This window comes from Tardiphaga robiniae (assembly GCF_013359755.1).
Classification (GTDB): domain Bacteria; phylum Pseudomonadota; class Alphaproteobacteria; order Rhizobiales; family Xanthobacteraceae; genus Tardiphaga; species Tardiphaga robiniae.
In genome coordinates this window covers 783,540-798,763 of sequence record NZ_JABMCJ010000094.1, presented here as the reverse complement: position 1 = coordinate 798,763, position 15,224 = coordinate 783,540, and the positions used below count along the sequence as shown (strand labels likewise).

General features: G+C 62.8%; 14 protein-coding genes. 1 reads left to right on the top strand and 13 read right to left on the bottom strand.

Annotated features, from left to right (window positions below; translation table 11 throughout):
* Positions 1 to 405 precede the first annotated feature (405 nt).
* The 3 genes from HP556_RS30025 to HP556_RS30015 all read right to left on the bottom strand — a co-directional run bounded on the left by HP556_RS30025 (position 406) and on the right by HP556_RS30015 (position 3,855).
* On the bottom strand, positions 406 to 1,404 hold the full coding sequence (locus tag HP556_RS30025; protein ID WP_120287920.1) for an Hsp33 family molecular chaperone: 999 nt from the start codon (positions 1,402 to 1,404) through the stop codon (positions 406 to 408).
* A 274-nt stretch (positions 1,405 to 1,678) separates the two neighbouring features.
* Entirely contained in the window at positions 1,679 to 2,617 is a 939-nt protein-coding gene (argF, locus tag HP556_RS30020; RefSeq protein WP_068737593.1) for an ornithine carbamoyltransferase, read from the bottom strand.
* Positions 2,617 to 3,855 (bottom strand): aspartate aminotransferase family protein, encoded by a 1,239-nt coding sequence (locus tag HP556_RS30015; RefSeq protein WP_175369590.1) that lies wholly within the window; start codon positions 3,853 to 3,855, stop codon positions 2,617 to 2,619. Before HP556_RS30015 ends, argF begins: the two co-directional genes overlap by 1 nt.
* A gap of 446 nt (positions 3,856 to 4,301) precedes the next feature.
* On the opposite strand from HP556_RS30015, the gene HP556_RS30010 reads away from it, so the two are divergent.
* Positions 4,302 to 4,811, top strand: a complete 510-nt coding sequence (locus tag HP556_RS30010; protein WP_068737968.1) for a GcrA family cell cycle regulator — start codon at positions 4,302 to 4,304, stop codon at positions 4,809 to 4,811.
* Positions 4,812 to 4,913: 102 nt separating this feature from the next.
* On the opposite strand, the gene phoB is transcribed toward HP556_RS30010, so the two are convergent.
* The 10 genes from phoB to HP556_RS29960 form a co-directional block, all read right to left on the bottom strand.
* Positions 4,914 to 5,618 carry a phosphate regulon transcriptional regulator PhoB gene (gene phoB / locus HP556_RS30005; RefSeq protein ID WP_068737970.1) on the bottom strand — a complete coding sequence of 235 codons (705 nt, stop codon included), beginning with the start codon at positions 5,616 to 5,618 and terminating at the stop codon, positions 4,914 to 4,916.
* Between the two features lie 91 nt (positions 5,619 to 5,709).
* On the bottom strand, positions 5,710 to 6,423 hold the full coding sequence (gene phoU / locus HP556_RS30000; RefSeq protein ID WP_089266763.1) for a phosphate signaling complex protein PhoU: 714 nt from the start codon (positions 6,421 to 6,423) through the stop codon (positions 5,710 to 5,712).
* A gap of 28 nt (positions 6,424 to 6,451) precedes the next feature.
* On the bottom strand, positions 6,452 to 7,279 hold the full coding sequence (gene pstB / locus HP556_RS29995) for a phosphate ABC transporter ATP-binding protein PstB (protein WP_068737599.1): 828 nt from the start codon (positions 7,277 to 7,279) through the stop codon (positions 6,452 to 6,454).
* Positions 7,276 to 8,121, bottom strand: coding sequence for a phosphate ABC transporter permease PstA (gene pstA / locus HP556_RS29990; protein WP_120287916.1), 846 nt, complete (start codon positions 8,119 to 8,121; stop codon positions 7,276 to 7,278). The genes pstB and pstA overlap by 4 nt, the downstream gene beginning before the upstream one ends.
* Before the next feature lies 1 nt (position 8,122).
* The gene (gene pstC, locus HP556_RS29985; protein WP_175369635.1) at positions 8,123 to 9,112 is read right to left on the bottom strand and encodes a phosphate ABC transporter permease subunit PstC; all 990 of its coding nucleotides are present in this window, start codon (positions 9,110 to 9,112) and stop codon (positions 8,123 to 8,125) included.
* A gap of 153 nt (positions 9,113 to 9,265) precedes the next feature.
* Complete coding sequence (gene pstS / locus HP556_RS29980; RefSeq protein ID WP_120287914.1) at positions 9,266 to 10,276, bottom strand: phosphate ABC transporter substrate-binding protein PstS; 1,011 nt, start codon at positions 10,274 to 10,276, stop codon at positions 9,266 to 9,268.
* 440 nt (positions 10,277 to 10,716) lie between these two features.
* The gene (locus tag HP556_RS29975) at positions 10,717 to 12,033 is read right to left on the bottom strand and encodes an ATP-binding protein (protein ID WP_175369589.1); all 1,317 of its coding nucleotides are present in this window, start codon (positions 12,031 to 12,033) and stop codon (positions 10,717 to 10,719) included.
* Between the two features lie 39 nt (positions 12,034 to 12,072).
* Positions 12,073 to 13,119 carry a lysylphosphatidylglycerol synthase domain-containing protein gene (locus HP556_RS29970; RefSeq protein WP_089266758.1) on the bottom strand — a complete coding sequence of 349 codons (1,047 nt, stop codon included), beginning with the start codon at positions 13,117 to 13,119 and terminating at the stop codon, positions 12,073 to 12,075.
* Positions 13,120 to 13,448: 329 nt separating this feature from the next.
* On the bottom strand, positions 13,449 to 13,748 hold the full coding sequence (locus tag HP556_RS29965) for a hypothetical protein (protein WP_175369588.1): 300 nt from the start codon (positions 13,746 to 13,748) through the stop codon (positions 13,449 to 13,451).
* Complete coding sequence (locus HP556_RS29960) at positions 13,745 to 15,148, bottom strand: OmpA family protein (protein WP_089266757.1); 1,404 nt, start codon at positions 15,146 to 15,148, stop codon at positions 13,745 to 13,747. The genes HP556_RS29965 and HP556_RS29960 overlap by 4 nt, the downstream gene beginning before the upstream one ends.
* Positions 15,149 to 15,224: the final 76 nt, after the last annotated feature.

The following is a 15,224-nucleotide window of genomic DNA, read 5'->3' as shown; positions in this document are numbered from 1 at the left end:
CAGATCCGTCCTGCCCGAAGACAGACGTCACCCCCAAACCGCGTGACGCCGCATCTCCGGCGTCCACCGCATCCCACCCCGCGAACGTGACGATCGCGATCGCCCCTCTCGGTGGGGCAGGACGGAGGGGAATATAAACCTGATGGAGATGCTGTCAACCGAGGATAGGAAAAAATGTTTGGTGCGGGCTTGTCCCACGTTCGTCATTCCGGGGCGGCTGCGCGCCTTCGCGCAGGCGAACCCGGAATCCCGACCTGTTCACCGCAAAACACTTCGAGATTCCGGGCTCAGTCCGGTCCGCTTCGCGGTCCGTCCTGCCCCGGAATGACGAGTGTGGATTGAGTTTCCTCGCCGCACCAATTGGTGTGCCGGGGAATGACAGCGGGGTGCGACGCGGGCGAATGCCTATTCCACGCCCGCTTCCTGCGGTGTGAACTCGTACACTGACGAACAGAACTCACAGGTCACGACGACCTTGTCGTCCTTGACCATGTCGGCGCGGTCCTGCGGCTCGAAGCTCTTGAGCATGCCGGACACGGCATCGCGCGAGCAGGAACACTCCGCGCGCAGCGGCGATGAGGCGAAGACGCGGACGCCGCGCTCGTGGAACAGGCGATACAGCAGCCGCTCGCCGGACAGATCGGGATCGATCAGCTCCACATCCTCGACGGTGCCAATCAGCGACTGGCCCTCGACCCAGGCGTCATCTTCCGGCACAGCATCCACCTTCGCGCCCTCCGGCGCATCGCCGGCATGGAGGTCGCGCTGCACGCGCTCCGGCGCCTTCGGCAGGAACTGCAGCAGCATGCCACCGGCGCGCCAGCGATGTGTCGGGCCGCCTTCCTCGCCGCTGCGCCATTCCTCGCCGACGGCGAGGCGCACCTTGGTCGGAATCTGTTCGGAGCGCAGGAAGTATTCATGTGCGGCATCTTCCAGCGTACCGCCGTCAAGCGCGACGAGCCCCTGATAGCGGCTCATATCCGCCCCCTGGTCGACGGTCATCGCCAGATGGCCCTTGCCGAGCAGCGCCGCGGTGCCGAGACCGGGCAAAAGGCGCTCGGCATCGAACCGCGCATAGGCGCGCATTTTATCCGGCGCGCGGAAGTCGACGATCATCAGCGACACCGGACCATCGGTCTGGGTCTGCAGGATGAAGCGGCCGTCGAATTTCAGCGAGGAGCCGAGCAGCGTGGTCAGCACGATGGCCTCGCCGAGCAGCTTGGCCACCGGCGCGGGATAATCATGTTTGGCGAGCAGTTCATCGAGTGCCGGGCCAAGTCGCGTCAGCCGCCCGCGTAGGTCGAGCGGCGCCACCTCGAAGGGCAGCACCGCGTCATCGACCGGAACGGAGGACGGCGCGCGGATGGGGGCGTCGGGCTGGAGATTTGGATTTGATGGGGTCATGGCGCTCTATTTGGGGGCGGAGGGCCGCAAGTGAAAGGGGGCGATGGAACCGGGAAAATGGAGCGTAAGCAGCTGCGCTTTTCTTCCCTCTCCCCCGCGCGAAGCGAAGCTTCGCCAGGTGGGAGAGGGTGGATCGAACATGCGAAGCATGTTCGAGACGGGAGAGGGGGCGCCACAAACACCGCGCTTTGCCGCTACCCCTCTCCCGCCCTCGCTTTGCTCAGGCACCCTCTCCCGCAAGGGGAGAGGGGAAGAAAGAAAGCTCCGTGCTGTCTCACGCCACCGCGTTGAGGCACCAGGCCAGAATGCCCTTCTGCGCATGCAGACGGTTTTCGGCCTCGTCGAACACCACCGACTGCGGACCGTCGATGACCTCGTCGGTGACCTCCTCGCCGCGATGCGCCGGCAGGCAGTGCATGAAGAGTGCGTCCGGCTTGGCCAGTGACATCAGGCGCGCATTGACCTGATAGGGTTTGAGCAGGTTGTGGCGGGTCTCGCCGTCCTTGTCGCCCATCGACACCCAGGTGTCGGTGACGACGCAATCGACGCCCTTCACCATCGCATCGGGATCGTCGCTGAAGGTGATCGGCGCGTTTGCCGCCTTGACCCAGTCCTTGAACGGCTTCTTCGGCGACAGCTGCGGCGGCGTCGCGATATTCAGTTTGAACTGGAAGCGTTCGGCCGCATGCGCCCAGGACATCAGCACATTGTTGTCGTCGCCGGTCCAGGCCACGGTGCGGCCCTTGATCGGGCCGCGATGTTCCTCATAGGTCATCACGTCCGCCATGACCTGGCAGGGATGCGAGAAGCGCGTCAGGCCGTTGATGACCGGCACGGTCGCATTTTCCGCGAGCTCCATCAGCGAGTCATGATTGAGGATGCGGATCATGATGATGTCGACGAAGCGCGACAGCACGCGCGCGGTGTCGGCAATGGTCTCGCCGCGACCGAGCTGCATTTCGGCGCCGGTGAGCATTACGACTTCGCCGCCGAGCTGGCGCATGCCGACCTCGAACGACACGCGGGTGCGCGTCGAGGGCTTCTCGAAGATCATCGCCAGCGTCTTGTTCTTGAGCGGACGATCGGGCTCGGCATTCGAGCCATCCCGCCCTTTCAGCTTCGCCTTCATGGCGGCAGCCGCGTTCATGATATTGCGCAACTCGCTGGCCGGCACGGCCGTGAGATCGAGGAAGTGCCGCGGTGACGTGCTCATCACGCGGCTCCCTGCGTCTTTGCAGATGCCTTGGCGGATGAGCCGAGGGCCACGCAGGCCTGTTCCAGCCGCTGCACGGCCTGCTCGATCTCGGCCTCGCTGACGATCAGCGGCGGCAGGAAGCGCACGACATTGTCGCCGGCGCCAACCGTCAGCAGCTTCGCGTCACGCAATGCGGCCACGAGATCGCCGGCCGGCACGACAGCCTTGAGGCCGATCAGCAGACCTTCGCCGCGCACTTCGCTGAGCACATCAGGATGGCCGTCGACCACGCCCGCGAGTTTCTGTTTCAGCAACAGCGACATCTTCTTCACATGGTCGAAGAAGCCTGGCTTCAGCATGATATCGAGCACGGAATTCGCCGCGGCGACCGCCAGCGGATTGCCGCCGAAGGTCGAACCATGGGAGCCGGGCGCCATGCCTTCGGCCGCTTCCGCCGTAACGAGGCACGCACCGATGGGGAAACCGCCGCCGAGCGCCTTGGCCAGCGACATGACATCCGGCGTCACGCCGATGCGCTGATAGGCGAACAACTCGCCGGTGCGGCCCATGCCGGTCTGCACTTCGTCGAAGATCAGCAGGATGCCGTTCTTGTCGCAGAGTTCGCGCAGCGCGCCAAAGAACGCGTTGCTCGGCGCACGCACGCCACCCTCACCCTGCAGCGGCTCGATGAGAATGCCGGCGGTGTTCGGACCGATCGCCTTCTTCACGGCTTCGATATCGCCGAGCGGCAACTGATCGAAGCCGTCGAGCGGCGTGCCGTAGCCTTCGAGATATTTGGCAGCGCCGGTCGCCGCCAGCGTGCCGAGAGTGCGGCCATGGAATGCGCCTTCAAAGGTGATGATGCGCGTGCGCTCGGGGTGGCCCTTGGAGAAATGATAGTGGCGGGTCACCTTGATCGCGCATTCCATCGCTTCCGCACCCGAATTGGCGAAGAACACGAAGTCGGCAAAGCTTTGTTCGCACAACCGCGCGGCGAGGCGCTCGCCGTCCGGGCTCTTGAACAGGTTCGACATGTGCCAGAGCTTGGTGGCCTGCTCCTGCAATGCGGCGACCATATGTGGGTGCGCATGGCCCAGCGCGTTCACGGCAACGCCGCTGGTGAAGTCGAGATAGCGCTCGCCATCGGTTCCAATCAGCCACGCGCCTTCACCGCGCTCGAAAGCGACATCCGCACGCGCGAAAACAGGCAGCAAGTGAGCCTGAGAGAGGGGCGAAGACGTTGCGTTGCTGGTCATAACCGATCCGATCGAAAAGACTGCGGCCGCGTCGATGACAACTGTGCGAAATCGAACAACGGACCCTAGAAACGAAACGTGCCGCCCTTCTCGGGCGGCACGTGGGCATTATTCTATGTGTGCTGTGAAGACTGTCAACCGCGCACTGCGGCTTTCGAGTCACACGGAGTCGCAGAAAAAGCCGATTTTGCAGCTTTATTTGCAGAAGCATGTGGACGCGGCATGCCCGACTCTTGCGCGCGAGTCACGGCATATTGTAGCTTTTGCCTCGTCGGATACGACATCTCGTGCGGCGGTAGATCCTTTTGACACATCCAGTGCGGCGTAACAGCCGGACGCGAAATTCGCGCCCGGTGAGCGCTAAAGGATTCTGACCGCAGGGATTTTTGAAGTCTCAACTCGCAGCGCTGCCCGGTCAGGCCGGCGCTCACGAAGGGAAAACGGCGATGACGGTAATGACATGGACCGACGATCGCGTCGAACAGTTGAAGAAACTCTGGGAAGGCGGCCTTTCCGCCAGCCAGATCGCTGCGGAACTCGGTAACGTGACCCGCAACGCCGTGATCGGCAAGGTTCACCGCCTTGGCCTGTCCGGCCGTGCCAAGAGCCCCTCCTCGGCAGCTCCGCGGCAGCGCAAGGCGCGCCCGGCGCAGCAGATGGTACGTGTCGCCCGCCCGATGGCACGCGGCAACACCGCGCTGGCCCATAACTACGAGATCGAGGCCGAGCCCGATCCGATCGCCTATGACAACATTGTGCCGATCAGCCAGCGCCTGTCGCTGGTCGAACTCAACGAAGCCACCTGCCATTGGCCGATCGGCGATCCGTCGAGCGCGGACTTCTATTTCTGCGGCGGCAAGGCCCTGGCCGGCGCCCCCTATTGCGCACATCACTCGCGCATCGCCTATCAGCCGGCAAGCGACCGCCGCCGCGCGGTGCCGAAGCCGACGCGCTGAGCTGGAAGATATCCAAGCCAAAGAAAATGCCCGGTGATGAGCCGGGCATTTTTTTGTTTGGGGCTTCTAACCTCTCCCCGCTTGCGGGGAGAAGGAAGATACCTACTCCGCCGCCTTGTCGAAGCGGTCATCCAGCGCGTAGCCGGCGCCGCGCACGGTGCGGATCGGATCGGGCTCACCGGCGGGGTTGAGCAGCTTGCGCAGGCGGCCGATATGCACGTCGACGGTGCGCTCGTCGATATAGATGTCGCGGCCCCAGACGCTGTCGAGCAACTGCTCGCGGCTGAACACGCGGCCCGGATGTTCCAGGAAGAACTCAAGCAGGCGATATTCGGTCGGACCGAGATCGATCGGACGGCTTGAGCGCACGACGCGGCGCTTGTCACGGTCGAGTTCGATGTCGCCAAACGCCAAGACGGTGGCGAGACGCTCGGGAGCTGCACGACGGAGCAGGCCCTTCACGCGGGCCAGGAGCTCCGGCACGGAGAACGGCTTGACGATGTAGTCGTCGGCACCGGTGGCGAGACCGCGAACGCGCTCGCTCTCTTCGCCACGCGCCGTCAGCATGATGATCGGCAATGCCTTGGTTTCGGGCCGTGCGCGCAGGCGGCGGCACAGTTCGATGCCGGACAGGCCCGGCAGCATCCAGTCGAGCACCACGAGATCCGGCACCCGCTCCTTCAAGCGGGTGTCGGCATCGTCGCCGCGAGCGACGGTTTCAACATCATAGCCTTCGGCGTCGAGGTTGTAGCGAAGAAGCGTCGTGAGGGCTTCCTCGTCCTCCACCACCAGAATGCGTGCATTCACAGCCATATGGTCAATATCCTCAGTGACGTCCGAAAAGCCTTTAGATCATGATCCTTGCGGAAGACTGGCTCCCACTTTCCCGGATCATGCTTCAGACCGTCGGCGTATTCGCGAATGTGGTCATGTCGCCCTTCGGGCGCTTGTCGAGGATCTGCTGGCCCTCGATCATGTAGAACACGGTTTCCGCAATATTGGTGGCATGGTCACCGATCCGCTCGATATTCTTGGCGCAGAACATCAGGTGGATACAGAACGAAATGTTACGCGGGTCTTCCATCATATAGGTCAGGAGTTCGCGGAACAGCGAGGTGCAGATCGCGTCGATTTCCTCGTCGCCCTTCCACACCGTCATCGCAGCGGGCAGATCGTGTGCGGCATAGGCGTCGAGCACAGCCTTGACCTGGGTGGTCACGAGGTCGGTCATGTGCTCGAGGCCGCGGATCAGCTTCAGCGGATGGAAGTCGCTGTCGAGTGCATTGACGCGCTTGCCGATATTCTTGGAGAGATCGCCGATGCGTTCCAGATCGGTGGCGACGCGCAGCGCGCCGACGATCTCGCGCAAATCGACAGCCATCGGCTGGCGCTTGGCGATGGTCAGCACGGCGCGCTCCTCGATCGTGCGCTGCAACTGGTCGATCTCGGAGTCGGTGGCGACAACGCGCGCACCGAGCGCGACGTCCCGGCGGATCAGCGCATCGACGGATTCGACGATCTGCCGTTCCGCGAGGCCACCCATCTCGGCGACGAGACGGGTCAGCTCCTGCAGATCGTCGTCGAAAGCCTTGGTGGTGTGTTCAAAAGCCATCTCAAATTCCTCCCGCGAATATGTCGCGTCAGCCGAAGCGGCCGGTGATGTAATCCTGGGTGCGGCGATCGGTCGGCGACGTGAAGATCTTGTTGGTCTGATCGAACTCGATCAACTCGCCGAGATACATGAAGGCTGTGCTGTCGGAGACGCGGGCAGCCTGCTGCATGTTATGGGTCACGATCGCGATCGTATATTGATCCTTCAACTCGTCGATCAGCTCCTCGATCTTCGCGGTCGAGATCGGATCCAGCGCCGAGCACGGCTCGTCGAACAGGATCACTTCCGGCCGCACCGCGATGGTGCGCGCGATGCACAGGCGCTGCTGCTGACCGCCCGACAGGCTGAGGCCCGACGCGTTGAGCTTGTCCTTGACCTCGTTCCAGAGTGCACCGCCGCGCAGCGCCCTCTCGACGCGGATGTCCATCTCCGACTTGGAGATCTTTTCATAGAGGCGGATACCGAAGGCGATGTTTTCGTAGATCGTCATCGGGAACGGAGTCGGCTTCTGGAACACCATGCCGACGCGGGCGCGCAGCAGGTTGAGGTCCAGCTTCGGATCCAGAATGTTCTGGTTGTCGAGCATGAGCTGACCTTCGGCGCGCTGGCCGGGATACAGATCATACATGCGGTTGAAGATGCGCAGCAGCGTGGACTTGCCGCAGCCCGACGGGCCGATGAACGCAGTCACGCGGTTCGCCATCAGCGTCAGGTTGATCTTCTTCAGAGCGTGGTGTTCGCCATAGTAGAAGTTCAGGTCGCGCACGGTGACCTTGGGACGGGTCTCGCCCTGCAGGGCCGACGGCGGCGGCATCGAGACGGAAGGAACGCCAGACGACACAGAAAGCTCACTCATTTTGCTGTCCTCTCGGCGCCGAGAATGCGCGCGCCAATGTTAAGGGCAAGTACGGTCAAGGTGATGATCAGGGCACCGCTCCAGGCGAGCTGCTTCCAGTACTCGTAGGGGCTCTGCACGAAGTTGTTGATGGTCACCGGCAGGTTGGCCATCGTCTTGGTGAGATCGAGGCTGAAGAACTGATTGCTCAGCGCGGTGAACAGCAGCGGCGCCGTTTCGCCAGCGACACGTGCGGTCGCCAGCAGCACGCCGGTGATGAGACCGGAACGGGCTGCACGATAGGCAATCCGCTTGATGACCAGGGAGCGCGGCAGGCCAAGCGCCGAGGCCGCTTCACGCAACGGATTGGGCACCAGGCCGAGCATGTCCTCGGTGGTGCGGACGACGACGGGGATCACGATCACGGCGAGCGCGAGCGAGCCGGCGAGAGCCGAGAAGCCGCCCATCGGAATCACCACCGCGCCATAAACGAACAGGCCGATGATGATGGACGGGGCCGACAACAACACGTCGTTGATGAAGCGGATCACCGAGGTGAGTTTGTCGTGCTTGCCGTATTCCGCGAGATAGGTGCCGGCAAACAGGCCGAGCGGCGCGCCGATGCCGACGCCGATGACGGTCATCATGACCGAACCGACGATGGCATTGAGCAGGCCGCCTTCCATGGAGCCGGGCGGCGGCGTGTTCTGGGTGAATATCTGCAGGCTGATGCCCGCGAGACCGTTGTAGAACAGCGTGAACAGGATCAGCGCGAGCCAGGTAACGCCAAAGAGAGCGGCACCGACGCAAAGCAGACGGATGATCGTATCGTGGCGACGGCGGGATGCGTAAATCGGGTTCATGTTAGTTGCCCGCCTTCTTTTCCAGACGCAGCAGCATCAAACGCGCTGCCGAGAGCACGAAGAATGTCAGTACGAACAGCAGGAGACCGAGCAGGATCAGGCCCGATTGATGCAGACCGTCACTCTCCGCGAACTCGCTGGCGATCGCCGCCGAGATCGTTGTGCCCGGGCCAAAGATCGAGCCTGTGATGCGGAACGAGTTGCCGATGATGAAGGTCACCGCCATCGTTTCACCGAGCGCTCGGCCAAGTGCCAGCATGACGCCGCCGATGACACCGACGCGGGTGTAGGGGATGACGACGTTGCGGACGACTTCCCAGGTGGTGCAACCGACGCCGTAAGCGGCTTCCTTGAGCACCGGCGGCACCGTCTTGAACACGTCGACCGAGATCGAGGTAATGAAGGGCAGCACCATGATGGCGAGGATCAGCGACGCGTTGAACAGCGAGAGATAGGACGGCGGGCCGGCGAAAATCACGCCGAGCACCGGCACGCCTTCGAAGGCATTGATCATGAACGGCTGCACGTGATTGGCCAGGAACGGGCCGAGCACGAAGAAGCCCCACATGCCGTAGATGATTGAGGGAATGCCAGCGAGAAGCTCAACCGCCATGCCGATCGGGCGGCGTAGCCAGTTCGGGCACAGTTCGGTGAGGAAGATCGCGATGCCGAGACCGACCGGGATGGCGATAGCCATCGCGATCACCGAGGTGATCAGCGTGCCATAGATCGGACCGACGGCACCGAGCACCGGCGGATCAGCGGATGGCGCCCAGCGCTGCGTCCACAGGAACGCAAAACCGAATTCCTTCATCGCCGGCCAGGCGCCGGCAATCAGGGAGAGAATGATGCCACCGAGGATAAGCAGGACGGACATCGCGCAAATGCGCGTGATCCAGTAGAACGCCTGATCCCCGAACTTGAAGGCGCTCAAAGCCTTTGCGCGGTCATAAGGCCCGGCTGCTTCCATCGATGAGCTCTGTACGGCCATGTCTGCCACGCCAGTCCCCTGTGATTGTTACTATACCTGAAACGCTGCGCCCCGCGCGGGTCGATCAGGGCGTGATGTCTTTAGAGAGCTCAAATCGGACTTGAGAGAATGAAGCGGAGGAGAGATGCCCCTCTCCTCCGCTCCCACACACGATCAGCTCTTGATGTCAGCCGACCAGGTCTTTTCGATCAGCTTGACGACGGGTTCCGGCATCGGAATGTAGTCGAGCTCTTCAGCCATCTTGCCGCCCTTTTCGAACGACCACTTGAAGAACTTCACGGCTTCAGCCGATGCAGCCTTATCGACCGGAGTCTTATGCATCAGGATGAAGGTCGCGGCAGTGATCGGCCAGGACGCGTCGCCCGGCTGGTCGGTGAGGATCACGTAATAGCCGGGAGCCTTGGCCCAATCGGCATTCGACGCAGCGGCCTGGAAGGCAGCGATGGTCGGCTGCACGGTCTTGCCAGCCTTGTTGATCAGACCGGCATAGGTCAGCTTGTTCTGCTTGGCGTAAGCATATTCAACGTAACCGATGGCGTTCTTGGTCTGACCGACATTGCCGGCAACGCCTTCATTGCCCTTGGCGCCGACGCCAACCGGCCACTCGACAGCCGTGCCGGTGCCGACCTTGGTCTTCCAGTCAGCCGAGGCCTTGGACAGATAGTCGGTGAAGTTGAAGGTGGTGCCCGAACCGTCCGAACGGCGAACGACGGTGATCGCGGCCGAGGGCAGCTTCAGCTTCGGGTTCAGCTTGGCGATGGCAGCGTCGTCCCACTTGGTGACCTTGCCGAGATAGATGTCGCCGAGCACTTCGCCGGAGAGAACCAGCTCGCCCGAGGCGATGCCTTCGAGATTCACGACGGGAACGATCGCGCCCATCACCATCGGCCACTGAACCAGGCCGTCCTTTTCGAGCTGCTCAGCCTTGAGCGGCGCGTCGGTGGCGCCGAAGGTCACGGTCTTTGCCTGGATCTGCTTGATGCCGGCGCCCGAACCAATCGACTGGTAGTTCAAACCATTGCCAGTCTCTTTCTTGTAGGCGTCGGCCCACTTCGAATAGACCGGGAACGGGAAGGTTGCGCCGGCACCCGTGATGTCGGCGGCAAATGCCGAGGTCGAGGCGGCAACGAGGCCGGCAGCGACGATCGCTTTGAGGAATTTCATGGGATGTCTCCAATCTCGTGAGCGACCGCGCCGGATGCGCCAGTTGTGCTCACGCCGCCCGTTTAGGGGTGGTCGATTGTGCTTTTATGATAGTTCCGTGACACTTGGATGACGACACCAAGCCTCTGTAAATGCTTTGTTTTTCTGCCTCCACGGATAATTTTACCGTGCAAATGACATCGAAAATGCCCTGCCATAAGGGTCATGCCAAGCCGTCAAAATCCGCCGTCACAGCGGTTAACAATATGTTTCAGCACGCGGAATCCGGCCTCGCGCGCATGCGCGCGTATGACAGCGGCGGGCACGATATTGAGGGCGGATCGGACGCAATGCCGCACCACCCGCCAGGGCTTTTTTTGACTGCCTGAGCGAAGCCAGCGATGCCCGACCGCCCGAGGGCGGTCGCTATGGGCGCAGGAGAACGAAGGGAGTTTAAGGCGTCAGGACGCCGCGGAGGCGGGAGGCGCCGGCGGCGTCTTCACTTGCGGAAAGGCAGCGGTAAAAGTCGCGCCGTTCTTCGGCACGCTTTCGATCAGCAGCCGGCCGCGGTGCCGGTTCAGGATGTGCTTCACCAGCGAGAGGCCGAGGCCCGTACCGCCTTGTGCGCGGCTGTCGCCAACATCGACCCGATAGAAACGTTCGGTCAGACGCGGCAGATGCTCGGGGGCGATGCCCGGGCCATAGTCCCGCACGGCGACGCGGATTTCCGGCACCCCCTCCGAGGTCGACTCCGTGGTCAACGATACGTCCACCTTGCCGCCGGATGCGCCGTATTTCAGCGCGTTCTCGATCAGGTTCTCGAACAGCCTCAGCAATTCCTCGCGATCGCCAGCGATGGACACCGGCGTCTCCGGCAGCGCCATTTCGATCCTGACGTTGCGCTCGTTGGCGAGCGGCTCCAGCCCATCGCCGACCTGACGGATAATGGGGAGAATATCCACCAGCGTATCCGGCCGCACATGCGCCGACAGTTCGACGCGTGACAGCGACAGCAGATCGTCGATCAGCCGTGCCATGCGGGTCGCCTGCGCATGCATGATGCCGAGAAAGCGCTCACGCGCCTTGGCGTCGTCCTTGGCCGGCCCCTGCAACGTGTCGATGAAGCCGGACAGCGCCGCCAGCGGCGTGCGCAGCTCGTGGCTGGCATTGGCGACGAAGTCGGCACGCATTTCCTCGACACGGCGCAGCGGCGTCTGGTCGTGGAACGTCATCAGCATGCAGGTGTCGGTGCCGCCAAAGGCGGTCGGAACCGGCACCGGCGTGATCATCAGTTCCATCCAACGATCGACCGGGACATGATCGAGATAGGTCGCGCGGCGCGGCTCGGTGGTGGCGATGGACTCGCGCAAGGCGGTGATGATTTCCGGCGAACGCAGCGCGAATTGCGCCAGTTCGTTCTTGCGGAGTGCCGGCGCAAGCTGCGCCGCTGCGGCATTGAGATGGATGACGCGGCCGGCACGGTCGAGCAGCACGGCGGGATCGGGAATGCCGGCAATGATGGCGCGCACCGCGGGCGCCTCGACAGGATTGGCGGCCAGCGCCTCGTCGCGCGCCGTCACCACGTCATGCAGCCGCCACGGCACCAGCGCCGCGCCGGCGATGCAGACGAACACGATGCCCGCGCGCAGCGGTGACAGCTCGCCGAAAAACACCAATGCGGCCAAGGCCAGGCCGGCGGCCAGCAGGATGATCGCGGAATGCCGCAGCCGATCTGGCCACGGCGAAAACATGGTCGATGGAGAAGCTTCAATGGCCATCTGAACCGGATCTCTTCCTGCTGCGAATGCGAACGTATATCAGGCGCCGGAGCGACCATGTTCCTTGAGCGGGTGGCCGACGCCGGGCTTGGCGTCCGCCGCGACCGCCTGCAGCTTTTTCGATCGCGAACCGATAATAAGCTCGCGAAGCGTCAGTAACATGACTGATATAAAGAACGGCGCGAGGTAATAAAGCACCCTGAACAGCAGCATGCCAGCCAGCAGCTTTTCCTGATCCATCATTTCGAGGCCAACCAGCATGGCGGCGTCGAACACGCCAAGACCGCCGGGCGAATGGCTGGCGAAACCCAACAAGGTGGCCGAGACGAACACCACCGCCACCACGACGAAACCGACGTCAGGCTCGGCGGGCACCAGCATGTACATCGCCAGCGCGCAGAAACCGAGATCGATGATGCCGATGGTAATCTGCAGCAAGGTGAGCGGGCCACCCGGCAGTACCACCGACCATGGGCCGCGGCCGACGCTGCGCGGCTTCATCCAGACCCAGACCACATAGCCGACGAGGCCGGCGAGGATGATATAGGCCAGGATGCGGTTCATCCATGGCGGCACCTGGTTGATCGCGCTGGCCGCCTCCGGGTGATAGGCGATGCCCATGCCGAGCACCGCGAGATTGCCGAGCCAGAAGGTCAGGCCGGCGAGAAAGACGATCTTGGCGACATCGACCGCGCTGAGGTCCCAGGCCGAATAGATGCGATAGCGCACCGCGCCGCCGGTGAAGACGCTGGCGCCGACATTGTGGCCGATGGAATAGCTGGTGAAGGCCGCCAGCGCGTTGATCCGGTACGGCACGTCGCGGCGACCGATCGTGCGCACGGCGAACCAGTCATAGAATGTCAGCGTGAAATAGCCGGCGGCGACCGACAGCGCCGACAACATGATCAGCCGCGGCTCGGTCTCGGTCATCGCCCGGAAAACGGCAGCAGCGTCGATGTTGCGCAGCTTGTGATACAGCATGTAGCAGGCGATGCCGATCACCGCGACGCTGATCAAGACACCGAGCTTGTGCAGGATTTGCTTCTCGCGCAGAAACGAGATCGCCCTGCGTATTGCTTCCAGCATCTCAACCTCGAATGCGATCCCCTGACCAGAGAGATCTGGACCAGGAAGTCAGACTAGCCTCGGCGGAACCGCCACATCAGTTGTCTCCGGCACAACCGTCGTAGCGCGTTTTGCGGCAAAGTGGAATTCGCCGACTGTGAATAAAAACAAGCCACATCAGTATATTAGGTCAGTCCTAACAAACCACCAGCCTCTCGGGCGCATTCGCTGCGGCAAAATGCCGACGTCGTGACGCGTCTCACGTGACAATGAGGCTTTCGTGACCTCATGCCGCCGATTTGGCGGCGAGACGTTGATAAAAAAGACGGCAGCAACATGCGCCGCAGACCTCAGGTCACGCGGGCCTGCTGCCTGACCACCACGATGTCGCGCAGCCACGACCCAATGGCGCAGCCGACGAGATAGAAGCCGAACAATGCGAGGCCGAGATCGAGCCAGTAGCCGAAGCGGCCGGGCACGACCTTGGCAATCGCGATGCCGACGATGACCGCGGCGAGCACCGACAGGCGCTGGATCCAGACCCGCGACACCGAACGCCCGCGATAGACCACGGCGATCCAGCCCATGCAGAAGCCGATCAGGAACGCCCCGAGCAGCCAGCCCCAGTGAAACATCGCGAGATAGGTCATGGCGCTTGCCTCACGACGAATTCGATCCGGCGATTCTGCAGCTTGCCTTCGTCGGTATCGTTGGTGGCGATGGGTTGGGTGCTGCCGTAGCCGATGGTGGAGAAACGGTCCGCCGGCAGGCCGGCCTTCACGAGATATTCTTCGACGGCGAGCGCACGCTTTTCCGACAGCGACTGATTGAACGCCGCGTCGCCATCGCCGTCAGTGTGACCGGCGATCTCGACCCGGACATTGGGACAGCGCATGGCGATTTCCACGAGGCGATCGAGCAAGCCCGCGGAATCCACATTGATGCTGGCGCTGGAGGGCTCGAACCGGATGCGGCCCTTGGTCAGGTTCTGCGCAAAGAGCTGCTGGCACACGCTGGCATCGACCGGCGCCGCGGCGGGCTTCACCGAGACTTCGGCCTTGGCCTGCCAACCCTGCGGGAGCTCGCGCGCCAGACTTGCGCGGATCTGGTCCGCGGCCACTTCGTAGAGCGCGTCACCTGACAGCTTCACCTCGCGGTCGGACACCACCAGGGTCCCCGTCGACAGCCGCGACAGCGCACCCAGCGCCGTCGTCACCGCTGCGGCAAAACCTCCGGGCGCGCCGATGCTGGCCTTCAGGTTATCGACGATCTTCTCATTGCCGAACTTGCGTCCGGCAGCCGACGCCAGCGCGGCATGGATGGTGTTGTCCGGGACATAGCCGCTCAGCGTCAGCGTATTCGTCACCGGGTCCTTGTTGGCCTGGAACACATAGGGCGGCGCCTTGACGTCATTGGCCGCGACTGTGAAGCCTTCCGGCAGATTCTTCAGCGCGGCCGCAATGGCTTCGCGGCCACCGAGATCGCGCGCCATGCCGGAGAGGCTGATATTAGTATCCGAAATCACCGCCTTGCCCTCTTTCAGCTTGGCGACCTGATCGAGCAACAGCACAGCTGCGGCATCGAACCGCGGCGGCGCGCCGCGCTTCAGACCCATACGGTCGGAGACCTCGGTTCCGCTGAGTGCGGCGCGGGCCGCTTCCACAATTCGCGCCTTGCTGGCCGGCAATGGCGCGGTCCCCCACAGCGTGACGCGGACATTGTCGCGCTCCGCGACCCAGACGAACGGCTTGGCTTCCGCGACGAGACGGGTTTCGTCATTGACCAGGCGAACGCCCGGCGTGGCCTCGACCGACGAGACCGCGCTGCGGCGACCATCTTCGGAAAATGCTTCGGCAGAAAACGAGACGTCACGCCCGGCAACCGTGATCTGGCTCTTGTCGAGGATCGTGTTTTTCAGCGCCGCAGTGCTGTGCGCCGTTAAATCCGTTTCAAGCGGAATCGTGCTAACCCAGGCAGCAACCGCCCAAAGGATGGCAAGCGGGATGAGCCCGGGCCACCATTTGGCACTCCACCTGTAAAATCCGTGCATTCGACGTCCTGCGGGTCTGGAAACAGAGAGAAAACAAACCCTTGCGGGACTGTCAAATTGAAATCAAGGCAAACCT